This window comes from Ferruginibacter sp. (genome assembly GCF_049840995.1).
In the GTDB taxonomy this organism is placed as follows: domain Bacteria; phylum Bacteroidota; class Bacteroidia; order Chitinophagales; family Chitinophagaceae; genus Ferruginibacter.
The window spans coordinates 265,711-287,873 of the sequence record NZ_JASGIP010000004.1 but is presented as its reverse complement, the minus strand read 5'-3'; the positions used below and the strand labels follow the sequence as shown (position 1 = coordinate 287,873).

Genomic DNA, 22,163 nt, shown 5'->3' with positions numbered 1-22,163 from the left:
CGTTCTCAACTTTGAACTTTCAACTCTCAACTCAAAGATTTCCTTTCTTTAATTCCTTTACTGCAAAATCTGCCGCCCTTGCTGTTAATGCCATATAGGTGAGCGATGGATTTACACAGCTGGCGCTGGTCATGCAGGCCCCGTCGGTCACAAAAACATTCAGCGCATCCCAAACCTGGTTATTGCCATTCAGTACCGATGTTTTTGGATCACGGCCCATACGGGCTGTACCCATTTCGTGAATGCCCATGCCTACCGCATAACCGCTGTCGTAAGTCTTCACATCTTTTAAACCAACTGCAGCCAGCATTTCTGCCGCATCATTCATCATATCCACCCGCATCTTTTTTTCATTCTCTTTTATTTCCACATCAAAGTTCAACACTGGCAATCCCCATTTATCTTTCTTTGTTTTATCCAGTGTTATCTTATTGCTGTGATCCGGTAACATTTCACCAAAAGCGGTAATGCCCATGTGCCAATTACCGGGTTCGCAAAGCGCATCTTTCAATTCAGAGCCAATTGTAAACTCAGCCACATCAAGGCCCCTGCCCCTGCTGGCACTACCCTGGTAGCCAAAGCCACGTACATAATCTCTCTTATCATCATAAATATTCCTGAACCTCGGTATATAAATGCCCGATGGCCTGCGGCCGTAAATATATTTGTCTTCGTATCCTTCCACGCTAGCGTTGGCGCCTACACGAAAATGATGATCCATTACATTATGCCCCAGCTCGCCACTGCTGCTGCCCAAACCATCCGGCCATATATCCGTAGCTGTATTCATCAATACCCAGGTGCTGTTAAATGCCGATGCACAGAGGAAGATTATTTTTGCATTGTAAGTATAGGTCTTGTTGGTTTCTGCATCCAGCGCTTCTACACCGGTAGCTTTTTTGGTATTCTTATCATAGATCAGTTTGGTAACGATCTTATTATTCTCCAGCGTAAGCATATTGGTTTTTCTCGCAGCAGGTAATGTAGCTGATTGTGTGCTGAAGTAAGCACCAAATGGGCAACCTCTCCAGCAACGGTCGCGGTACTGGCAATTGGTCCTGCCCTGTTCCGGCCTTGCTTCCGTAATATTGGCACTGCGCCCGATGAACATGTGGCGTTTGCCTTTGTAATAATCTTTAAGTTTGCCGGATACATCTTTTTCCACCACGTTCATTTCCATCGCAGGCAAAAATTCACCGTCTGGCAATACATCCAGGCCTTCTTTACTGCCCTGGATACCCGCAAATTTTTCTACGTAGCTGTACCAGGGTGCCAGTTCATCATAACGCACCGGCCAGTCAACACCAATTCCTTCTTTAGCATTGGCTTCAAAATCCCATTTGTTCCAGCGGTAACTCTGGCGGCCCCAGTGCAGGGAGCGCCCGCCTGTATGATAGGCACGGAACCAATCAAAACGTTTGGTTTCGGTATAAGGTGCATCTTTATCGCTGGCCCACATGCCGAGTGTCTGTTCACCTAAAGGATAATCTCTTTTCAGCTTGGGATAGTCTGCTATCATTTGCTGCGTACGGTTATCCCTGTGAGGGAATTCCCATACTTCTTTGGTGGCATTCACATAGTCCTTTACATGTTCTATATGATTGCCCCTTTCCAGCATCAGCACTTTCAGTCCTTTTTCGGTAAGCTCTTTGGCCGCCCATCCGCCACTGATACCGGACCCCACCACAATTGCGTCATAAGTATTGTCTGCCATAAACTATTTGTGATTTTAGATTTTCGATGATGATTTTAAAACCTGCATTTTATACGTCACATAATTTTACTGCTGCTTTCAATGCCTTTATCTTATCTTCTTTTTCTTTACCTGTCGGAATGAATTCCTGTGCGATATAATCTTTAAAGCCGGTATCCAGTATCGCCTTGGCGATAGCAGGATAATACAGTTCCTGTGTTTCATCTATTTCATGACGGCCGGGCACACCCGCAGTGTGATAATGACCAAAATACTGGTAATTATTTTTGATGGTCCTGATCACATCGCCTTCATCTATCTGCATGTGGTAGATATCGTACAAGAGTTTAAAATTTTCGGAGCCTACACGTTTGCACAATTCAACACCCCATACACTTTTATCGCACATATAATCTTTGTGATCGATCTTACTGTTCAGCAATTCCATCTGTACGATCACGCCTCTTTTTTCTGCCAGGCCAATGATCTGTTTTAAACCGGCTGCACAATTCTTCAAGCCTGTTTCATCATCCATACCTTTACGGCTGCCGCTGAAGCAGATCAAATTTTTATAACCGGCATCCGCCACCAGGTTGATGTGCTCGGTATAATTTTTAATGAGTACAGGATGATTTTCCAGTTTGTTCCATCCTTCTGTTAAACTGATCTCTGCACCATTGCACATAGAAGAATCCAGCCCGTGCGCTTTTAATACATTCCATTCCTTGGGCCCTACAAGATCAATGGCTTTTAAACCGATCTTGGTAGCCACGCTGCACAATTCTTCGAGTGGTAAAAAATTATAGGTCCACCTGCAAACAGAGTGATTGATATTGCCTTTGAGTTTATACATATCAGGTTTTTCTTCTTGAACGGAAGCCAGTGCATTTAAAGGTGCGGCAGCCACAGCAACCGAACCCACAGCGATCTGCTTCAATAATTTCCGCCTGGAATTAGTATTGTTGTTCATTAAAAATAATTTTAGTTAAGCGAGCGCTACTTTCTTTTTGTTGCGCATATAAAAATACAATCCGATAAATGCAACCGTTAAAACAATAGGAAGTATCAAGGTAGTATTAATGATCTCAGGTCCTGCCGTTTTATTCGCTTCGGCCAATGCCGTTTTCATACTTTCAGTTGCCTCGGGACTGTTATATAATTTCAGGTCGGCACCTGCAGGCAGGTGAGCAGCTATTTTATCATCATACACACCTCCCATAAAAATGGTGTATACAGAAACTGCGAACATACCTGCACCACCCATCAGGTTTAAACCTACAGCGCCTGTTTTGGGCAGGTTTTCCGAAACAAAGCCCAGCATTGTGGGCCAGAAATAACATACGCCCATACCAAATACCAGCGCTCCTATAAAGATCATATTGCCGCCTGAATGACCCAGTATATATAATCCCAATGCTGCTAAAATAGCCGACATTACCAATACACCCTGTGGTGCAAGGCTGTGTACAACAGGACCCGCAAATGCACGACCCACTACCATGATGCCGGTTGATACAGCAAGGATAAGTAAAGCATCCTTGCTTACATTACCCAGCAAAACACCGATCCACTGTCCCGTAAATAATTCTGTGATAGCCGTACCAAACATGCAAATGATCATGAAGATAAAAAGCGGATTAATAAGCGATTTATACATATCGCCTGTTGACACACCACTGGCCACCCGTTCTGTTACCGGGAATTTTTCTTTCATAAAAAGGAAGCCATACAAGAAAGTTGGTATCAGCATCAATGCCACCAGCATTTTCCAGTTGCTTAAATTCTCTGTGCCTGCGATCTTTTCGCCCAAAAAATAAACCACTAATGTTCCTATTACAATTCCTCCCGGAAACCATAAATGAAAATGATTCAGTTTAGTAGTTTTATTATCCGTGTACAAAGAAGTTACTAGCGGATTACAGGCCGCTTCTACGGTACCGTTAGCAATGCCTATCAACAGCGTGGAAAGAAATAATGCCCAGTAAGGGCTTCCGAAACTTCCTGCAAATATGGTCAGCAGTATGCCTGCAAGATGAAATACAAATGCCATTACCAGCAGCTTCTTCATACCGATCACATCTACGATCATACCACCAATGATCACGGCAAGGGGAAAGCCCCAGAATGCGGTGGCAGTAATGGAAGCGATCTCTGCTTTATCCAGGTTGAATTGTGTGCCCCATGTTCCCAGTAATCCTGCACGTATACCAAATGAAAGAGAAGTTACCAATAAGGCCAAACAACTTGCCACGAAGAGTTTGTTGCGGTTTATAGTTTGCATATCGTTTTTTATAGATGTAAATCGAGGTTTACTTGGTAAATATAATTTTAATAATCATCAAAAACGCAAATGCTGCAAAAAAATATTCCCGCAACCGTTTGCGCTTGTTGCATAAAATATCTTGCCTGCACTTTAATAAATTTTTCTATTTTTAACATCCATCCTCTGAAACCATTTTTTAAATCAAAATCTTATCATTCCGGATTAAAATAATATCATGCAACGTAAATTAAGAATGGCCATGATCGGCGGTGGCAAAGATGCTTTTATTGGTGCGGTGCACCGCATAGCTTTGAATATGGATGGCCTGATGGAACTGGTGGCTGGCTCATTCAGCTCCCGGCCCGATGTGGCGCTGGAATCGGGTCGCTCGCTTTTTTTAAATGAAGACAGGATCTATACCGATTATAAAACGATGCTGGAAAAAGAAGCAGCCATGCCTGCAGATAAAAGGATCGATTTTGTAAGCATTGTTACACCCAACTCCGTTCATTTTGAACCGGCGATGCTGGCTTTGGATAAAGGCTTTAATGTAGTACTGGAAAAACCCATTACCTTTTCGCTGGATGAAGCCAAACAGTTAAAAGCAAAAGTGGAAGCTACCGGTTTGTCATTGTTATTATGCCATACCTATACCGGCTATCCTATGGTAAAGCAGGCGCGGCAACTGGTGCAGAATGGTACACTCGGAAAAATAAGAAAGATATACGTAGAATACCCACAGGGCTGGCTCACCACTTTTTTAGAAAGCACGGGGCAGATACAGGCTTCCTGGCGCACCGATCCTGCACGCAGCGGCAAAGCGGGCAGCATGGGCGATATTGGTACGCATGCTTTTAACCTAGCTGAATATATCAGTGGTTTGCAGGTAACGGCCATTTGTTCCAACCTGAACATTGTAGTACCCGGCCGTTTGCTGGATGATGATGGTGCTGCGTTATTAAAATTCAATAACGGCGCTACCGGTGTTTTAATGGCCACGCAAATTGCTGCCGGCGAAGAGAACAATGTTAAAATAAGAGTGTACGGAGAAAAAGGCGGGTTGGAATGGAAACAGGAAGATGCGAATTCATTAATTGTAAAATGGCTGGATAAACCTGCTGAGATCTACAGGACAGGTGGCGGCTACAACAGTTCTTTTGCAGCGCATAATACCCGCACACCAGCAGGCCATCCTGAAGGATATCTGGAAGCCTTTGGAAATTTATACCGCAACTTTGCATTGACATTATTGGCAAAAATTAATGGCGAAACACCGAAAGCAGAGTGGCTGGATTTTCCGGGTGTGGAAGAAGGTGTAAGAGGGATGGCATTTGTAGACAATGTAGTGGCATCATCAGCAGCAGGTGAAGAAAAATGGAGAGTGTTCACCGTATAGATCTATAACAATGGAGGAAATAATTTTACCACATAGGCACATAGAAAACATAGCGTATACATTTTTACCTATGTTTTCTATGTGCCTATGTGGTGAAGCAAAGAATAATTTTCTATTTTATTAAAATACTTTGATAGTTCAACTATGCAGACAATTAAAGGTCCCGGTATTTTTTTAGCCCAGTTCATGGGTGATAAAGCGCCGTTCAACGATTTGATATCTATTTGTAAATGGGCAAAAGACCTGGGTTTTGTAGCCGTGCAGATACCCACCTGGGAAAGCAGGCTCATCGATCTGCAAAAATGTGCCGAAAGCAAAACCTATGCAGATGAACTGAAAGGAAAGATCAACGATTGCGGTTTGCAGATATCTGAATTGAGCACGCATTTACAGGGACAATTGGTGGCAGTGAATCCTGCTTATGACGCCTTGTTTGATGGCTTTGCACCGGATGCAGTAAAGAACAATCCCAAAGCAAGACAGCAATGGGCAGTGCAACAATTACTGTATGCTGCTAAAGCATCGCAGAATTTAGGTTTGAATGCACATGCCACTTTCAGCGGTGCATTATTGTGGCATACTGTGTATCCATGGCCGCAGCGCCCTGCAGGTTTGGTGAACGATGGTTTTACTGAACTGGGAAAAAGATGGTTGCCGATATTGAATGAATTCGATAACTGCGGGATAGATCTTTGCTACGAAATTCATCCCGGCGAAGACCTGCATGATGGCATCTCCTACGAAATGTTTTTAGAAAAAGTAAATAACCATAAAAGAGCCTGCTTATTATACGATCCTTCGCATTTTGTGTTGCAGCAGCTGGATTATAAACAATACATCGATTTTTATCATGAGCGCATTAAAATGTTTCATGTAAAAGATGCGGAGTTTAACCCCACCGGTAAGCAGGGTGTGTATGGCGGTTTTCAAGGCTGGGTAGACCGTGCAGGGCGTTTTCGCTCGCTGGGTGATGGACAAGTTGATTTTAAAACTATCTTTAGCAAATTAACGCAGTACGATTATACGGGATGGGCGGTGCTGGAATGGGAATGCTGCATCAAACACCCGGAAGATGGTGCCAGGGAAGGCGCTCCGTTTATAAAAGATCATATCATCAGGGTAACAGAAAAAGCCTTTGATGATTTTGCAGAAACAGGCAATAACACCGATTTCAATAAAACAATTTTAGGATTGTAATAACCCAAAAAATAAGCATCAGAAATGAAAAAGACATTTTTAGTAGTATCATTGGCAGCATTTTGTTTTTCGTGCAGCAACAGCGGCGACTCGGGCAGCAAACCTGCGGGCGGCTCTACTGCCGATAACCCGGATTATAAAAAAGGCCTGGACCTTGTTGCAAAATCCGATTGCTTTGGCTGCCATAAAATAACCGAAACATCTGTGGGGCCTGCTTACAACCTGATTGGCCAGAAGTACGAAAATACCGAAGCCAATGTGAACCTGTTGGCAGAAAAGATACAGCATGGTGGTTCCGGTAACTGGGGCACCGTACCTATGGCGGCGCATGCTGCACTTAGTAAAGAGGATGCGGTTGCAATGGCCAAATATATCCTGTTGCTGAAAGACGAAAAATAAAACAGTTTTATAAAGACGATAATTTTTTATATGAAAAATAAGATCCTTGTTTTTACTGCTGCGGCATTGGCGCTGTCAGCATGGAGTTTACCGGCTGCAAAAAATAATACCGGTAATACAGAAAAAGACGGCTGGGTAACTTTATTTGACGGTAAGACAACCAAGGGCTGGCATGCCTATGGAAAAAGCGATGGCACCGGCAGGTGGATCGTTCAAAATGGTACGATTACTATCGACACCACTAAAAAAGGAGAAGGCGGCGACCTGACCACTGCTGAAGAGTACGATAATTTTGATCTGAAGCTGGAATGGAAAATTTCGTCTAAGGGTAACAGTGGTATCATATTTTATGTGAACGAGGATACACAAAAATATCCCGACAGTTACAATACCGGTCCTGAAATGCAGGTGCTGGACAATGACGGGCATCCCGATGGCAAGATCATTAAGCACCGTGCCGGCGACCTGTACGACCTGATCTCCTGCAGCAAAGAAACCGTAAAACCTGTAGGTGAATGGAACCAGGCCGAAATAAGATCGAAGGATGGTAAGCTGGAACTTTATTTAAATGGCACCAACGTGGTAACTACTACCATGTGGGATGATAACTGGAAAAAAATGGTAGCCGGCAGTAAATTTAAAAGCATGCCGGGTTTTGGTATCTACAAAAAAGGAAAGATCGCATTGCAGGATCATGGTAACCTGGTTTGGTACAGGAATATCAAGATCAAAAAATTATAAGTTCGTCTTTGAACATAAAAAATAAGCGCTCCATGGAGCGCTTATTTTTTTATGTCTATTTCGTTTTACAATTCTCTTACCCAGATATTCCTGTAACTGATCGGTTCGCTCGGATCGCCATGATCCTGCAGTTTTATAGGAGCAGCACCATGTTTTTTATAATAAGGTTTGCCACGGTATACTGTTACGCCTTTTATTTCGGTATTGTTCTGCACCAGCACACCATTTTGCATGGCAGTGATATGGCCCGGTGTTTTTACAGTACCATCTGCATTAAAACGCGGTGCTGTCCAGATGATATCGTAGCTCTGCCATTCGCCCGGCTTTTTACAAACATTGGCCAGTGGTATGGTTTGTTTATAAATACTGCCCGTTTGCCCGTTAACGTAAGTAGTGTTATCATAGCAATCCAGCACCTGTATCTCGTAGCCTTCATCTCCTGGGCCCGTGGAAGCCAGGAACACGCCACTGTTGCCCCTCGCCTGCCCGCTGCCGGTAATATCGGCCGGTATCTTCCATTCAATATGCAATTGATAGTCCGTGAACTTACGTTTGGTTTGAATATTGCCGGTACCTTTTTTAACCGTAACAGCGCCTTTCTTCACCGTCCATAAAGCCGGTTTAGTACTGTCATTTACCGATTGCCATTCATCGAGATTCTTACCGTCAAATAAAATGATGGCATCCGAAGGTGCATCACTGTTGGTCTTACCCGGTTTTACCTTGGGGGGGACCGGTTCATACACTTCTGTTAATTTAGGATCGATCTCTTTTTCCTGTGCCACTGCAGTGGTTGCACTAAAAAAACAGGCAGCCAGCAAGAACAATAGTTTGTTGTTCATACGCAAATTTTAATCGTTTATGTTCACCGAAATTTCATTTCGGTCTTCAAGTGCATCGAAATTTCATTTCGATATAACCGAAATAAAATTTCGGTACACTTTATGGGAAAATACCCAGTTCGTTATAACTGTTGGCCACTTTATTGATAGCACTAACGTAAGCGGCTGTACGCATATCCGGTATAGCAGGATTATTTTTCCATACATCCATGATCTCTCTTGTAGCTGTGATCATGGTTTCTTCCAGGCCACTATGCACCAGGTCCTGCTCTTCCGGCCCGTGCATAATGAAATCCCTTTCTTTCTGGCTCACTGTTTTACCACTCAGTTCTTCTATCTGGCCCAGTATATGCCCGTTCAGGTTTTCGGCAAAGCGTTTTTCCAAACGGCCGTAACGTACGTGGCTTAAATTTTTCAACCACTCAAAATAACTTACGGTTACACCACCTGCATTCAGATACATATCCGGTACGCATAAAATGCCTCTTCTTGTAAATTCTTCATCCGCTTCGGGCGTGCAGGGACCATTGGCAGCTTCGCCCACGATCTTTGCTTTTACCCTCGGTGCATTTTCTCCGTTGATCACATTTTCCAGTGCAGCCGGTATCAGAATATCGCATTCCAGTTCCAGTGCATCCGTATTTTTTGCAAGATTAGTAGCGCCGGGGAAATTCAGGATAGAACCCGTTTTTTTCCTGTGTTGAAAAACTTCTTCTTCGTTCAATCCTTCTGCATTAAAGATAGCGCCTTCGTATTCTGCCAGCGATACCACTTTGGCACCCGCTTCGCGGAAGAATTTAGCACTGTGATAACCCACGTTACCGAGGCCCTGCACCACTACCCTTTTATCTTTTACGCCCAGGCTTAATCCCAGTTTCTTCATCTGGTCTTCCATGTTACAAACTTCCCGTATACCAAAGAAAACACCCAGGCCGGTAGCTTCCTTACGGCCACGCACACCACCTTGTGTTACTGGCTTACCGGTAACGCAACCTGCCGCATCAATCTCACCCGGTTTTAAAGAGGTATAAGTATCCACTATCCAGGCCATTTCCCTTTCGCCGGTTCCGTAATCGGGTGCCGGTACATCAATGCCCGGGCCGATAAAATTTTTCTTTACTAATTCTGCAGTATAACGACGGGTGATCTTTTCAAGATCGTATGCAGTGTATTTCTTAGGATCGATAGTGATACCACCTTTAGCGCCACCAAACGGTACGTTCACAATAGCGCATTTAAAGGTCATCAGTGCGGCAAGTGCCATCACTTCGTCCAGGTTCACTTCGGGGCTGTACCGGATACCACCCTTGCACGGTGCTTTGTGATGAGAATGCTGCACACGGTATGCTTTGATCACCTCTATCTTATCATTCACTTTAACGGGAAAGTGCATACGCAAAACGGAGTTACATTGTTTTATCTGTTCCAGTAATCCGGGATCCCAACTGGTAAATTTGGCTGCTTTGTCAAAGCTCTTTTCCACGCTTTGAAAAAAACTGTAATTGTCTTGTGCTGACATAAAAATTTCGTTTTAAATTTTGCAATCGTTGTTATGAAATATATAGCTGCGTACAATCTTAAACCTGCTGGCGGCCGGTTTAATTTTCTTTTTCTATTTTACTTATTTTCCTGTCCAGCAGAAAAACGTAGATGAACAATCCAATTAAAATGGTCAAACAAACTGCCACCACTACATAGATCTTTCCATTACTGCGCATCAGTTCATCTGTACCGCCTCCATTTTGTGCAAAGGAGCCGGTGGTTAAAAACAACGCTGTTAACAGCAATACTGCTTGTTTAACCTTTTGCATCCAGTGAAATTTCTTCATGCAATAATGTTTTATCATGTATTAATTGAATCCTGATCTTTAAAGTAGCGATCCATACGCCGAGCAATGCCCAGCCGATCACTGCAGGGTAAAAGATCATGCGCATACCTGCGTCCAGGTCTTTTTCTGCATTCAGCGCCGGGTTGCCGGTCTCACTGCCCGGTGCGCCGGGGTGCAGGCTGCCCACCATGCGGGGTATGATCCAGATGCTGGGAAATAACATTACAAAAGCGAAAATGTTATACACGGCGCTTACCCTAGCCCGCTTGTCGATATCGGTAAAACTGCCCCTCAGTACAAAATAAGCACCATAGATTAATAATGCAATAGCAGCGCCCAGCAGCTTGGGTTCTTTCAACACACTGCCCAGGCTCTGGCTCTGGTCGGTGAGCCAGGTATAATTGGCCCAGATAGAACCGGTGGCATATCCCAACACGCCCATAAATGCACCCACAGCAGCAAAATGCCGGGCAAAAATATCATTGCGGTAATTGGAATTGGCCAGGTATTTAATGCTGTACACAAAGCTCACAATGAATAAAATCATCATGGCAAACCACATGCACACATGAAAATAAAGATTGCGGATGGATTGATGGATGATCGGCAGGTCGGGCACCTTCATTAAAAACCCTGCTACTATTGTGTAGATCAGCAGGATAAGCGACAATATTTTCCACCAGTTTTTCCTCACCCGGAAGGTAAATTTTTATTGAGTGGCGCAAAGATAAGGAGAGTTGGGTTTTGGATGTTAATTGTACAGGGTTAAATATTAGTGAACGGGCGTGGCAGCCAATTACTGTAATTATGGATAGTTCTAAAAAACAGCACTTTCTTTTGGTTTGATTTAATGTAAACACAAAAGCACTGTTTTTTATCCAATCAAACCATTGTATGGATCATTTGCTTATAATCGGGGGAAAACAAAAAGAAATGACTTTTATTGCTGCAGCAACATCAATCTTTCCATAAATATGGAAAAAGCACTACAGCCATAACGATCACCAGTACGTCCAGGCCAATGATCATGCCGCTTAATTGCAGCACGGCACCATCCCGGAACACTTCTGCAAAAGCTACTTTGCTCAGCCGCATCAATAATAATAATTGTGGCAGTATTACCGGGAAACCCATGATGGCGATCAATGCTGCATTTTGTTGCGCCTTGGCGGCGATGGCGCTCATTAATGTAAACACCAAACTGATGCTGGCGCCACCGATAATTACGATGGCTGTAAACTGCAGTGCATTGGAGGCAGGGTTACTTAAAAAGAAAAAGAACAACAGCAGGCTGAGGCAGCTCATAAAAAGCATCAGCAACAGGTTGTACAACATTTTACTGATGATGAAGGCCACCGGTGATGCAATGGAATAGAAATACAGCATACGCCCTCTTCCTTCCTGCAGAAAACTTTTGGCAACGGCATTTACACAAATAAATAATTGTATGATCCAGAACAAACTGTTCCAGGTAGCGCCATCCGGTTTATCAGGAAAAGAGAGATAAATAACAAATATGGTGGAAGCGATATAAAGAATGATGCCATAAAAAGTATGCTTTTGCCTTAGTTCAAGCAAAACATCTTTTTTTAATAAAGCATATACCTGTTTAAACATCGTTTTTACTCTTTCTCCTGTGCACAATGCCTGCACCGGGGTTCGTAAATATCTTTTTCGCCCAATAATACCTGTGGCCCTTCGGCCGATTTACGGTAACTGATATTGGCAATATTACCGCACTTAACACAAATGGCGTGCAGCTTGGTAATATAATCCGCCTTGGCCAAAAGATTGGGCATTTGCCCGAAGGGATTGCCCTGGTAATCCATATCCAGCCCCGCCACAATTACACGAATACCCCTTAAAGCCAGCACTTCGCATACATTGCCGATCTCTGCATCAAAGAACTGGGCCTCGTCAATGCCTACCACGTCTGCATCCTGGGCCAGCAGCAAAATGGTCTGTGAACTTTCTACCGGGGTGGATTGTATGGCATTGGTATCGTGGCTTACAATTTTTTCTGCATCATAACGAATGTCTATTGCCGGCTTGAATATCTCTGCTTTAAGGTTTGCAATCTTAACCCGCTTTAACCGCCTGATCAGTTCCTCCGTTTTGCCGCTGAACATGCTGCCACAGATCACTTCTATCCATCCTCTCCGCTCGCCGCTAAAATTGGGTTCTATAAACATTTATATTAATTTTTAAAATTCAGTTTGTAACTTAGGCCACCCAAAAAGGTGATTTCACTTACAGGGCATCAAAAGTATAATTATTCATGCAAAGAGTGGACACACTCATAAAAAAATTACAGCAGCAATTTGCCGCCAATGCCCCGGCCGGTCAATTGCTGATAACTGTGCAGATGCTGCAGGTGGAACTGAACCAGCTTGCTTCGGATAATACCGCCAATACTATCACCACTATCAACATTGATATTCCACAAACCATTTTGCCTGCGGTAAAACCTGAAGAAGAAAAGATCGTAGAAGTATTGCAGGTGGATGAAGCGGAACTGGAAGCAGAGCTGGAAGAGATAAAACGCAATGCAGAAGCCCTGCAAAAAATAAGCAGTCATGGTAAACCGCAAATAGTTTTTGAACAGGAAGAACAGGATATCATACCTACGCTTGCCCAGCATTTGAATGAAGCGCCGCAAAAAAAAGAATTGAACGAAACCGTTGCTGCCAACACCGCTTCGTTGAATGATAAATTAAAACAATCAAAAATCGATCTCGGGGATTCTTTGACCGAATCGCCGATACGGGACCTGAAAAAAGCCATCGGTATTAACGATCGTTTTTTATACATCAACGAATTGTTCCGCGGCGATGAAAGCATGTATGAAAGAAGTATCAAGACGATCAACAGCTTTTCTATTTTGCCCGAAGCAGAATACTGGATACAAAGGGAATTAAAAACAAAAATAGGCTGGGATGAAGATCATGAAGTAGTAAAGCAATTCATTCAGCTGGTAAGAAGACGGTTTACATAAATGTAGTCCATTATTTTTTTGGAAGCGCCTGCACCATTGTATACATAAGCTTTTGCAGCAGCAGCGCTTTCAGCATAAGCAGTTTTATCGTTCAGCCAGTTATCCATCACTTCTTTTAACTCCACCACGTCATCAATACTTTCAGCAGCGCCGCAATCAACCAGGTCGGTAGCCTCAAAATATTTTTCGTAGTTCTCTCCTATTATCACGGGTTTGCCCCACACCGCCGCCTCTAAAATATTATGAATACCATCGTTGGTAAACCCGCCACCGATATAATTGATATGACCATAATTATACAACCTGCTCAGCATACCAATTGTATCTACGATCAGCGTATTATAATCATGAATGCCATTTAAAAGCGCCGGGTTATTTTCCACTTCGGTATAGCAAACGGATCTTTTAAACATCTTCTTTACCGAATCGATATGTGCCTTATCCAGTTCGTGCGGTACAATGATCATTTTTTGTTCGTGATGCGTCTCATCGCCATAAGCAGCCAGTATCACTTCATCATCCTCCCAGGTGCTGCCTGCTACCAGTACAATGCTATCGCCGCAAAATCCGGAGATGATCTTTGAATCAAGGGATTGTTGCGCAATTTCAAGTACCCGGTCGAACCTGGTATCGCCGCTTACGGTAACATTTTGTGTAATACCAATGGTTTCCAGTAATTCTTTGGAGGATTGATTCTGCACAAAAAAATGGTCAAAGTTCTCCAGCATTTTTTTCCATATACCGCCATACCATCTAAAAAAGGGCTGGCTGGGCCGGAAGATCCCTGATACCAGCAGCACCGGGATATTGCGTTTTTTCAGCTCCTGCAGGTAGTAATACCAATATTCGTATTTAACCCACAGCACCAGTGATGGCTGCACCGCATCAATGAATTTTTTAGCCGCAAAAATATTGTCCATGGGCAGGTAAAGCACCTGGTCGGCCGTTTTATAATCCTTCATTACTTCGTAACCGCTGGGCGAAAAAAAACTCAATACGATATGGAGGGATGGATCTTGTTTTTTCAGGCTTTCCAAAAGCGGCCTGCCCTGCTCAAATTCGCCCAGGCTGGCGCAGTGCATCCACACCGTTTTGGCGCCGGGCTGCGGGGGTTTGATAGATGCAAACACATCCTTTCTGCCCGTCAGCCATTTTTTGGCCTTGGGGTTCCATATAGCAGCGATCCTGATACCGGTACTGTACAGGAACAAAAAAAGATTATAGATCAGTTGACTCAAAGCGAATTTTGCAGCAAATCTATATAAAAAAGGTTGCATGGTCCGGCACCTGCGCCCGATCATTGCAAAACAGTCAACAGGTTCATATTCAGCCCCGCGAACTTGTTCCTTTTACCTTTTGCCAACTGCCTGCCGAGTACTATCTTTGCCCACATTAAAAAATGTAATATGAGGCCCTTACAAATGGTGGATACTAAAACACAGTACCACAAAATAAAAACTGAAGTAGATGCTGCTGTTTTAAATGTGCTGGAAAGCTCGGTTTTTATAGGGGGCAAAGTGGTAAGTACCTTTGCAGAAAACCTTGCAAAATACCACGGCAGCAAACATTGTATTACCTGCGGCAACGGCACCGATGCCCTGCAGATGGCCATGATGGCCCTGGGCCTTAAACCCGGCGACGAAGTGATCATCCCTTCTTTTACCTATATCGCTACTGTGGAAGTAGCTGCGCTGCTCAATATCAAGCCGGTATTTGTAGAAGTGGATAAGAAAACATTCTGCATCGATCCTGCTGAAATTGAAAAAGCCATTACTTCAAAAACCAAAGCCATTGTACCGGTGCACCTGTATGGCCATGCGGCCAATATGGAAGCCATCATGAAAATTGCGGATGCCCATAGTCTTTTTGTGATAGAAGATAATGCCCAGGCCATTGGCAACGATTATACTTTCAGCGATGGCACTACTAAAAAAACGGGCAACATCGGGCATATCGGTTGTACCTCATTTTATCCCAGCAAAAACCTGGGCGCCTATGGCGATGGTGGCGCCATGTTCACCAACGATGATGAACTGGCAGCAAAATTAAGAATGATCGCATCTCATGGCCAGAGTAAAAGATATTATCATGATGTGGTGGGATGTAATTCCAGACTGGATGCAGTACAGGCCGCTATACTGGATATTAAACTGAAACACCTGGATGAATATATTGCTGCAAGAAGGGCCGCTGCAGATTTTTATGATAAAGCTTTTGCCGATAATAAAAAGATAACTATACCGTTTAGAGATGCGGCAAGTAAACACGTATTTCACCAGTACACATTATTGCTGGAAGGCGTAGACAGGGATGCACTGCATCAATTCCTGGCAGATAACGGTGTTCCTTCCATGATCTATTACCCCGTGCCGGCACACAGGCAAAAAATGTTTGATTCCTTTGGCGGAAGCAACTTTATTTTACCAATTACCGACTGGTTAACGGAAAGAGTGATCAGCCTGCCCATTCATACAGAACTGGATGAAGAACAGCAGCAGTTCATTGTATCCAAAGTATTGGAATTTGTAAACAAATAATTTTTTTAAATTAATAAAAGGTCATCCTCCGTTTGAGGATTAGTGTATGAAAATTGCCGTTGTTGGAACTGGGTATGTTGGTTTGGTTACCGGAACGTGTTTTGCAGAAACAGGAAATAATGTGATATGTGTGGATATCGACAAGAACAAAGTAGATAAATTATCATCAGGGCAGATAACCATTTACGAGCCCGGTTTGGAAAAATTATTTTTACGCAACCAGAAGGAAGGCCGTTTACATTTTACCACATCGCTTGCCGATGCTGTTAAAGATGCCAAAATAATTTTCCTGGCATTACCCACCCCTCCTGGTGAAGATGGCAGCGCTGATCTAAAATACATACTGGGCGTTGCTGACGACCTGGGCAAGATCATCAAGGAATATAAAGTTATCATTGATAAAAGTACCGTGCCGGTTGGAACGGCTGAAAAAGTACATGCAGCTGTTGCAAAAAATGCTACGGTAGCATTTGACATTGTAAGCAATCCCGAATTTTTACGCGAAGGCGTGGCCGTGGATGATTTTATGAAACCGGACAGGGTGGTGATAGGCACCACATCCGAAAAGGCAAAAAAAGTAATGAACGACCTGTATGCACCTTTTGTACGCCAGGGCAACCCCATTATTTTCATGGATGAAAAAAGTGCAGAGCTGACCAAGTATGCCGCCAATTCTTTTTTAGCCACCAAGATCACTTTTATGAACGAAATAGCCCAGTTGTGCGAACGGATGGGCGCAGATGTGGATATGGTTCGTAAAGGGATAGGAAGTGATGAAAGGATCGGTAAAAGATTTTTATTCCCCGGCATTGGTTATGGAGGCAGTTGTTTCCCTAAAGATGTGCAGGCACTTGTAAAATCATCTACCGAAGCAGATTACGATTTTAAAATACTGAATGCAGTAATGGATATCAATGAAAAACAAAAACTGCATTTATTACCTAAGATAAAAGCTTATTTCAACAACGATCTTAAAGGAAAAAAGATCGCTTTGTGGGGATTGGCATTTAAGCCAAACACCGATGATATAAGGGAAGCTCCCGCTTTGTATATGATAGATGCCTTATTGAAAGAAGGCGCTTCTGTAGCAGCTTACGATCCTGAAGCAATGAACAATGTGAGAACTGTTCTTGGTACCAGCATCACTTTTTGCGAAGGGCAATACGATGCATTAAAGGATGCAGATATATTGATAATTGCTACAGAATGGAGCGAATTCAGAACACCTGATTTTGACAGGATCACTAAGCTGTTAAAACATAAAGCCATTTTTGACGGAAGGAACCTCTTTGACCTGAAACACATGGAGGAAATGGGGTTCTATTATGTAAGTGTGGGCAGGAAAACTATTGGCAGTAACAATTAAATAATTTCAAAAATCAGTAATGAAAAGAGTTTTAATAACCGGTGCAGCGGGTTTTTTAGGCAGTCATCTTTGTGATCGTTTTATAAAAGAAGGATACCATGTAATTGGCATGGATAATTTAATTACCGGCGACCTTAAAAATATTGAGCATCTTTTTAAACTGAAGGAATTTGAATTCTATCATCACGATGTATCCAAATTCATTCATGTACCGGGTAAGCTGGATTATATTTTACACTTTGCATCACCCGCAAGCCCGATAGATTATTTAAAGATCCCGATCCAGACATTAAAAGTAGGATCATTGGGAACACATAATTGCCTCGGCCTTGCATTGTCAAAAAACGCAAGGATACTGGTGGCCAGCACCAGCGAAGTATACGGCGATCCATTGGTGCATCCACAAACAGAAGAATACTGGGGTAATGTGAATCCTGTTGGACCAAGAGGTGTTTACGACGAAGCCAAACGTTTCCAGGAAGCCATTACAATGGCTTATCATACTTTTCATCATGTAGAAACGAGGATCATAAGGATATTCAATACTTACGGCCCACGTATGCGCCTAAACGACGGAAGGGCTTTACCGGCTTTCATCGGCCAGGCATTGCGTGGCGAAGACCTGACCGTATTTGGAGATGGCAGCCAGACAAGAAGTTTCTGCTATGTGGATGATCTTGTAGAAGGTATTTACAGGCTGCTGATGAGCGATCATGTGCAACCGGTAAATATTGGTAACCCGGATGAAATATCGCTGAAGGAATTTGCAGAAGAGATCATTAAACTGACCGGCACCACACAAAAAATTGTGTACAAGGAATTGCCTACCGATGATCCCAAGCAAAGGAAACCAGACATCAGCAAGGCAAAGGAATTGCTGGGCTGGCAGCCAAAAGTGCAAAGGGCCGAAGGATTAAAAATAACTTATGAGTACTTTAAAAATCTGCCTAAAGAAGAATTATATAAATTACCAAAGGATTTCGAAAAAAAATAATTCACCAATTTAATAAACCTTATGTACCAGGATCTACTTGACAAAAACAAAAAATTAGCCGTAATTGGCTTAGGCTATGTTGGTTTACCTATTGCACTGGAATTTGCAAAAAAGATCAAAGTGATCGGCTTTGATATCAATGCAAAAAGGGTGGAAATGATGCGCAATAAAATTGATCCCAGCCAGGAACTGGAAAGCAGCGCCTTTGATGGTTGTGATATTGAATTTACCAACGACCTGGATGTATTGAGGCAGGCCAATTTTTTTATTGTTGCAGTACCCACACCGGTGGATGAACACAATGTGCCCGACCTGGTACCGGTACAAAGAGCCAGCGAAACTATTGGCAAAGTGGTTAAAAAAGGAGATTATGTTGTTTTTGAAAGCACTGTTTATCCCGGCTGTACCGAAGAAGATTGTTTACCGATCATTGAAAAACTGAGCGGACTGAAACATGTTGCCGATTTTAAACTGGGTTATTCTCCTGAAAGGATCAATCCGGGCGATAAGGAACATACCCTTGCTACCATTGTAAAAGTGGTGAGTGGTTGTGATGCGGAAAGTCTTGACCTGATAGCAAAAGTGTACGAGCTGGTGGTAAAAGCCGGTGTACATAAAGCCTCTTCCATAAAAGTGGCCGAAGCTGCCAAGATCATCGAAAATACACAGCGTGACCTGAATATCGCTTTAATGAATGAGCTAAGCATCATTTTTGATAAAATGGACATCAACACTTATGAAGTGTTGGAGGCCGCAGGCACCAAATGGAACTTTTTAAGATTTCAGCCGGGGCTGGTGGGCGGACACTGTATCGGCGTTGATCCATACTATCTTACACATAAATCAAAAGAACTGGGTTACGATAGCCAGGTGATATTGGCCGGAAGGGTGATCAATGATGGTATGGCCGGGTATGTGGCTAAAAAGATATTGCAGCATATTATCCAGAACAGCGGCAATGTAAAAAATGCCAAAGTACTGGTAATGGGTGCTACCTTTAAGGAAAATGTGAGCGATATACGCAACAGTAAAGTAGCGGATGTGATCAAGGAATTACAATCCTATTCGCTGAATGTGGATGTTGCAGACCCTTATGCAGAAAGTGATGAGCTGAAACATGAATACGGGTTTTCATTAACGCCGCAGATCAGTAATGATTATGATGCAGTAATTGTAACTGTTCCGCACAATGATTATAAAAAACTGGATGACGCATATTTTAGTTCTATCACCAAACCATATGCAATGGTGGCAGACCTGAAAGGCATTTACAGGGGAAAAATAAGCAACAGGAATTACTGGAGTTTATAATTTCCTGCAGCTGCAAGACTGCAAACAATTTGTATTATTCGATATTAACTATGAGTAACATTTTTCACACGAAAGATCTGAGTAACGATCGCTTTTTAGTAACGGGTGGCGCTGGTTTTATCGGCAGCCACATTGCAGAGTATTTACTGAAAAATGGCGCAAAAAAAGTGCGGGTACTGGATAACATGGTGAATGGCTTTGCTGCCAACCTGAACGTTTTAAAAAAATACCCTGCATTTGAATTTATTGAAGGCGATATCCGCAATGCAGCCACCTGCGTGCAGGCCTGTGAAGGAATAGATTATGTAAGCCACCAGGCTGCATTGGGCTCTGTACCCCGCAGCATTAAAGAACCTTTGTACTTTAACGAAGTAAATGTAACCGGCTTTGCCAATATGGTAAAAGCAGCTATTGACTGCAAGGTTAAAACATTTGTATACGCATCTTCATCATCTGTTTATGGCGACGAACTTACTTTACCTAAAACAGAAGATAAAGTGGGCAATTGTTTATCGCCTTATGCAGCCACCAAAAAAACCAACGAATTATACGCACAGGTTTTTGCAGATGTATATGGCATTAAATTGATGGGGTTCCGGTATTTTAATATTTTCGGATCAAGGCAGGACCCGGATGGTCCTTATGCAGCCGTGATACCCTTATTTGTAAAAGGCATCATTAACGAAACACCGGTGTATATCAATGGCGATGGCAACCAGACCAGGGATTTTACTTTTGTAGAAAACGCTGTGCAGGTAAATGTAAAAGGCATGCTGAGCGAAAATGAAGCAGCCTTTAATAAAGTTTACAATGTAGCAGTAGGCGAAAGGTTTACAGTGAATGACCTGTACAAAGCATGCCAGCAACAACTGGACAGCAATTTTCCACCTACTTACCGTGAACCCAGGAATGGAGATATCAGGGATTCGCTTGCCGATATTTCACTGGCAAAAAAACTACTGGGCTACCAGCCAACCAAAAGATTTGAAGACGGCCTTGTAGAAACCATCAATTATTTTAAAAAATTATACAGCAAGGAAGGTATCGTCAGCTGATCATTTATATTCTACAACCATAATACAATATGCCTTTCCTGAAAACAGATTTTCCCGGTTTAATGGTATTTGAACCACGGGTGTTTGAAGACAGTCGTGGTTATTTTTTTGAAAGCTATAATCAAAGTGTTTTCAACAGCGAAGGTATCAACATACAGTTTGTGCAGGATAACCAGGCGCTTTCTTCGTTTGGTGTAATTCGTGGTCTGCACTATCAGCTGGCGCCACATGCACAAACCAAACTGGTAAGGGTATTAAGCGGCAGCATACTGGATGTGGTGGTGGATATCCGCAAAGGCTCACCATCCTATGGTAAAGTATTTTCTGTTGAGCTTTCTGCAGCGAATAAAAAACAATTGTTCATCCCCAAAGGTTTTGCACATGGATACTCTGTATTGAGCGAAACAGCCGAAGTATTTTATAAATGCGATACATTCTATCACAAAGAAAGCGAAGGTGGTATCATGTACAATGATCCTGCACTGGCTATTAACTGGCAGGTACCTGCAGATAAAGCTATCATTTCAGAAAAAGATCTTAAACATCCCGCATTAAAAGATCACAGCAGTAACTTTACTTTTTAAAAACAGCAATGGGCAGTAATAAAACTATTTTAGTTACCGGGGCCAATGGCCAGTTAGGCCGGGAGCTAAGGGTATTGGCAGCTTCCTTTAGCCAATATAGTTTTTTATTTGTATCCAAAGAAGAACTGGCAATTGACGATGAAGTTGCAGTAAATACTTTTTTCGATTCGCATACCATTGATTACTGTGTTAACTGTGCAGCCTACACCGCTGTTGATAAAGCGGAAACCGAAAAAGAAAAAGCATTTTTGATCAATGCCACTGCTGTTGGAAATTTAGCTTCAATTTGCAGGCAGCATAATGTGCAGCTCATTCATATTTCCACCGATTATGTATTTGATGGCGCTGCACAAAAGCCCTATACCGAAACTGCTGCAGTAAAGCCATTGAATGTGTACGGACAAAGCAAATTAAAAGGCGAAGAGCTTGCTTTGCAGCAAAACCCTTCCGTCATTATTATACGCACTTCCTGGGTGTACTCTGCCTTTGGCAGCAATTTTGTAAAAACCATGTTGCGCCTGATGAAGGAAAAAGAAAGCATTGGTGTGGTGAACGACCAGTTTGGCTGCCCCACTTATGCGGCCGATCTGGCACTTGCTATTTTGAAGATCATTCAAAAACACGGCGAGTTCCATATCCCTTATCCACTGTTTCATTATTGCAACGAAGGGCTGATAAGCTGGTACCAGTTTGCTGCAGCAATAAAAGAGTTTACCAGCAGCAATTGTATGGTACGCTCCATCCCTACTACTGAATATCCCACACCGGCAAAACGTCCGCTCTATACTGCAATGGATACTGCAAGAATAAAAGAAGTATTTGCCTTGAGCATACCCAACTGGAAAGAGAGCCTGCAAAAATGTTTGGCATCCATACAATAAACTCATTTACATTTTTCTTCATTATTTTTTTTCTTTCATTAAACGATGATGCCTGCCTGTGGTCAATAGGTGAAATATAC

22 protein-coding genes are annotated in these 22,163 nt (G+C 42.9%); 12 read left to right on the top strand and 10 right to left on the bottom strand.

Translation table 11 applies throughout. The annotated features are described in order from the left end of the window. Positions 1 to 31: 31 nt before the first annotated feature. Genes QM738_RS12015 through QM738_RS12005 form a run of 3 tightly spaced genes read right to left on the bottom strand, consistent with a single transcriptional unit; the run spans position 32 to position 3,974 of the window. Positions 32 to 1,714: a GMC oxidoreductase gene (locus QM738_RS12015; protein ID WP_462276963.1), complete on the bottom strand. Its 1,683-nt coding sequence runs from the start codon at positions 1,712 to 1,714 to the stop codon at positions 32 to 34. A gap of 49 nt (positions 1,715 to 1,763) precedes the next feature. Further along, complete coding sequence (locus QM738_RS12010; RefSeq protein WP_462276962.1) at positions 1,764 to 2,663, bottom strand: hydroxypyruvate isomerase family protein; 900 nt, start codon at positions 2,661 to 2,663, stop codon at positions 1,764 to 1,766. Between the two features lie 15 nt (positions 2,664 to 2,678). Further along, on the bottom strand, positions 2,679 to 3,974 hold the full coding sequence (locus tag QM738_RS12005; protein ID WP_462276961.1) for an MFS transporter: 1,296 nt from the start codon (positions 3,972 to 3,974) through the stop codon (positions 2,679 to 2,681). A 217-nt stretch (positions 3,975 to 4,191) separates the two neighbouring features. Between QM738_RS12005 and QM738_RS12000 the strand changes: the two genes are divergently transcribed. The 4 genes from QM738_RS12000 (at position 4,192) to QM738_RS11985 (ending at position 7,689) form a co-directional block, all read left to right on the top strand. Continuing rightward, a complete protein-coding gene (locus QM738_RS12000; protein ID WP_462276960.1) occupies positions 4,192 to 5,352 on the top strand; it encodes a Gfo/Idh/MocA family protein in 1,161 nt (386 codons plus the stop codon). Between the two features lie 144 nt (positions 5,353 to 5,496). Further along, positions 5,497 to 6,549: a sugar phosphate isomerase/epimerase family protein gene (locus tag QM738_RS11995; RefSeq protein ID WP_462276959.1), complete on the top strand. Its 1,053-nt coding sequence runs from the start codon at positions 5,497 to 5,499 to the stop codon at positions 6,547 to 6,549. Positions 6,550 to 6,573: 24 nt separating this feature from the next. After that, complete coding sequence (locus tag QM738_RS11990; protein WP_462276958.1) at positions 6,574 to 6,948, top strand: c-type cytochrome; 375 nt, start codon at positions 6,574 to 6,576, stop codon at positions 6,946 to 6,948. A gap of 30 nt (positions 6,949 to 6,978) precedes the next feature. Then, on the top strand, positions 6,979 to 7,689 hold the full coding sequence (locus tag QM738_RS11985) for a 3-keto-disaccharide hydrolase (protein WP_462276957.1): 711 nt from the start codon (positions 6,979 to 6,981) through the stop codon (positions 7,687 to 7,689). A 65-nt stretch (positions 7,690 to 7,754) separates the two neighbouring features. Here QM738_RS11985 and QM738_RS11980 read toward each other — a convergent pair whose 3' ends face one another. From QM738_RS11980 to QM738_RS11955, 6 genes are all read right to left on the bottom strand, one after another. Beyond that, positions 7,755 to 8,531 (bottom strand): 3-keto-disaccharide hydrolase, encoded by a 777-nt coding sequence (locus QM738_RS11980; RefSeq protein WP_462276956.1) that lies wholly within the window; start codon positions 8,529 to 8,531, stop codon positions 7,755 to 7,757. A gap of 100 nt (positions 8,532 to 8,631) precedes the next feature. Next, positions 8,632 to 10,050 (bottom strand): Glu/Leu/Phe/Val family dehydrogenase, encoded by a 1,419-nt coding sequence (locus QM738_RS11975; RefSeq protein ID WP_462276955.1) that lies wholly within the window; start codon positions 10,048 to 10,050, stop codon positions 8,632 to 8,634. A 79-nt stretch (positions 10,051 to 10,129) separates the two neighbouring features. After that, a complete protein-coding gene (locus tag QM738_RS11970; protein ID WP_462276954.1) occupies positions 10,130 to 10,360 on the bottom strand; it encodes a CcmD family protein in 231 nt (76 codons plus the stop codon). Next, entirely contained in the window at positions 10,329 to 11,054 is a 726-nt protein-coding gene (gene ccsA / locus QM738_RS11965) for a cytochrome c biogenesis protein CcsA (RefSeq protein WP_462276953.1), read from the bottom strand. Before ccsA ends, QM738_RS11970 begins: the two co-directional genes overlap by 32 nt. Positions 11,055 to 11,317: 263 nt before the next feature. After that, the gene (locus QM738_RS11960) at positions 11,318 to 11,977 is read right to left on the bottom strand and encodes a heme exporter protein CcmB (RefSeq protein ID WP_462276952.1); all 660 of its coding nucleotides are present in this window, start codon (positions 11,975 to 11,977) and stop codon (positions 11,318 to 11,320) included. Positions 11,978 to 11,982: 5 nt separating this feature from the next. Then, a complete protein-coding gene (locus QM738_RS11955; protein ID WP_462276951.1) occupies positions 11,983 to 12,552 on the bottom strand; it encodes a thymidine kinase in 570 nt (189 codons plus the stop codon). An 86-nt stretch (positions 12,553 to 12,638) separates the two neighbouring features. Here QM738_RS11955 and QM738_RS11950 point away from each other — a divergent pair, with 86 nt between their 5' ends. Continuing rightward, positions 12,639 to 13,355, top strand: a complete 717-nt coding sequence (locus QM738_RS11950) for a hypothetical protein (protein ID WP_462276950.1) — start codon at positions 12,639 to 12,641, stop codon at positions 13,353 to 13,355. On the opposite strand, the gene QM738_RS11945 is transcribed toward QM738_RS11950, so the two are convergent. After that, positions 13,328 to 14,593 (bottom strand): 3-deoxy-D-manno-octulosonic acid transferase, encoded by a 1,266-nt coding sequence (locus QM738_RS11945; protein WP_462276949.1) that lies wholly within the window; start codon positions 14,591 to 14,593, stop codon positions 13,328 to 13,330. The two genes, QM738_RS11950 and QM738_RS11945, sit on opposite strands and share 28 nt — an antisense overlap. Positions 14,594 to 14,761: 168 nt before the next feature. On the opposite strand from QM738_RS11945, the gene QM738_RS11940 reads away from it, so the two are divergent. The 7 genes from QM738_RS11940 to rfbD are packed head-to-tail and all read left to right on the top strand — an operon-like array spanning position 14,762 to position 22,083. Then, positions 14,762 to 15,892, top strand: coding sequence for a DegT/DnrJ/EryC1/StrS family aminotransferase (locus tag QM738_RS11940; RefSeq protein ID WP_462276948.1), 1,131 nt, complete (start codon positions 14,762 to 14,764; stop codon positions 15,890 to 15,892). Between the two features lie 46 nt (positions 15,893 to 15,938). Continuing rightward, positions 15,939 to 17,258, top strand: coding sequence for a UDP-glucose dehydrogenase family protein (locus QM738_RS11935; protein ID WP_462276947.1), 1,320 nt, complete (start codon positions 15,939 to 15,941; stop codon positions 17,256 to 17,258). 19 nt (positions 17,259 to 17,277) lie between these two features. After that, positions 17,278 to 18,252, top strand: coding sequence for a UDP-glucuronic acid decarboxylase family protein (locus tag QM738_RS11930; protein ID WP_462276946.1), 975 nt, complete (start codon positions 17,278 to 17,280; stop codon positions 18,250 to 18,252). A 21-nt stretch (positions 18,253 to 18,273) separates the two neighbouring features. Continuing rightward, positions 18,274 to 19,563, top strand: a complete 1,290-nt coding sequence (locus QM738_RS11925) for a nucleotide sugar dehydrogenase (RefSeq protein WP_462276945.1) — start codon at positions 18,274 to 18,276, stop codon at positions 19,561 to 19,563. A gap of 50 nt (positions 19,564 to 19,613) precedes the next feature. After that, positions 19,614 to 20,618 carry an SDR family oxidoreductase gene (locus QM738_RS11920; RefSeq protein WP_462276944.1) on the top strand — a complete coding sequence of 335 codons (1,005 nt, stop codon included), beginning with the start codon at positions 19,614 to 19,616 and terminating at the stop codon, positions 20,616 to 20,618. A 29-nt stretch (positions 20,619 to 20,647) separates the two neighbouring features. Then, the gene (gene rfbC / locus QM738_RS11915) at positions 20,648 to 21,202 is read left to right on the top strand and encodes a dTDP-4-dehydrorhamnose 3,5-epimerase (RefSeq protein WP_462276943.1); all 555 of its coding nucleotides are present in this window, start codon (positions 20,648 to 20,650) and stop codon (positions 21,200 to 21,202) included. Positions 21,203 to 21,210: 8 nt separating this feature from the next. Further along, entirely contained in the window at positions 21,211 to 22,083 is an 873-nt protein-coding gene (gene rfbD / locus QM738_RS11910) for a dTDP-4-dehydrorhamnose reductase (RefSeq protein ID WP_462276942.1), read from the top strand. The last annotated feature ends 80 nt before the right edge of the window (positions 22,084 to 22,163 follow it).

What these genes read in the sequence shown, in the direction of transcription:
- QM738_RS11930 (WP_462276946.1), top strand. Translation starts at nt 17,278, where the DNA reads ATGAAAAGAGTTTTAATAACCGGTGCAGCGGGTTTTTTAGGCAGTCAT.
- QM738_RS11920 (WP_462276944.1), top strand. Translation starts at nt 19,614, where the DNA reads ATGAGTAACATTTTTCACACGAAAGATCTGAGTAACGATCGCTTTTTA.
- QM738_RS11980 (WP_462276956.1), bottom strand. Translation starts at nt 8,531, where the DNA reads ATGAACAACAAACTATTGTTCTTGCTGGCTGCCTGTTTTTTTAGTGCA.
- QM738_RS12015 (WP_462276963.1), bottom strand. Translation starts at nt 1,714, where the DNA reads ATGGCAGACAATACTTATGACGCAATTGTGGTGGGGTCCGGTATCAGT.
- QM738_RS11960 (WP_462276952.1), bottom strand. Translation starts at nt 11,977, where the DNA reads ATGTTTAAACAGGTATATGCTTTATTAAAAAAAGATGTTTTGCTTGAA.
- QM738_RS11940 (WP_462276948.1), top strand. Translation starts at nt 14,762, where the DNA reads ATGAGGCCCTTACAAATGGTGGATACTAAAACACAGTACCACAAAATA.
- QM738_RS11970 (WP_462276954.1), bottom strand. Translation starts at nt 10,360, where the DNA reads ATGAAGAAATTTCACTGGATGCAAAAGGTTAAACAAGCAGTATTGCTG.
- QM738_RS11995 (WP_462276959.1), top strand. Translation starts at nt 5,497, where the DNA reads ATGCAGACAATTAAAGGTCCCGGTATTTTTTTAGCCCAGTTCATGGGT.
- QM738_RS12010 (WP_462276962.1), bottom strand. Translation starts at nt 2,663, where the DNA reads ATGAACAACAATACTAATTCCAGGCGGAAATTATTGAAGCAGATCGCT.
- rfbD (WP_462276942.1), top strand. Translation starts at nt 21,211, where the DNA reads ATGGGCAGTAATAAAACTATTTTAGTTACCGGGGCCAATGGCCAGTTA.
- QM738_RS11950 (WP_462276950.1), top strand. Translation starts at nt 12,639, where the DNA reads ATGCAAAGAGTGGACACACTCATAAAAAAATTACAGCAGCAATTTGCC.
- QM738_RS11990 (WP_462276958.1), top strand. Translation starts at nt 6,574, where the DNA reads ATGAAAAAGACATTTTTAGTAGTATCATTGGCAGCATTTTGTTTTTCG.
- QM738_RS11925 (WP_462276945.1), top strand. Translation starts at nt 18,274, where the DNA reads ATGTACCAGGATCTACTTGACAAAAACAAAAAATTAGCCGTAATTGGC.
- QM738_RS12005 (WP_462276961.1), bottom strand. Translation starts at nt 3,974, where the DNA reads ATGCAAACTATAAACCGCAACAAACTCTTCGTGGCAAGTTGTTTGGCC.
- QM738_RS12000 (WP_462276960.1), top strand. Translation starts at nt 4,192, where the DNA reads ATGCAACGTAAATTAAGAATGGCCATGATCGGCGGTGGCAAAGATGCT.
- rfbC (WP_462276943.1), top strand. Translation starts at nt 20,648, where the DNA reads ATGCCTTTCCTGAAAACAGATTTTCCCGGTTTAATGGTATTTGAACCA.
- QM738_RS11975 (WP_462276955.1), bottom strand. Translation starts at nt 10,050, where the DNA reads ATGTCAGCACAAGACAATTACAGTTTTTTTCAAAGCGTGGAAAAGAGC.
- QM738_RS11985 (WP_462276957.1), top strand. Translation starts at nt 6,979, where the DNA reads ATGAAAAATAAGATCCTTGTTTTTACTGCTGCGGCATTGGCGCTGTCA.
- QM738_RS11935 (WP_462276947.1), top strand. Translation starts at nt 15,939, where the DNA reads ATGAAAATTGCCGTTGTTGGAACTGGGTATGTTGGTTTGGTTACCGGA.
- QM738_RS11955 (WP_462276951.1), bottom strand. Translation starts at nt 12,552, where the DNA reads ATGTTTATAGAACCCAATTTTAGCGGCGAGCGGAGAGGATGGATAGAA.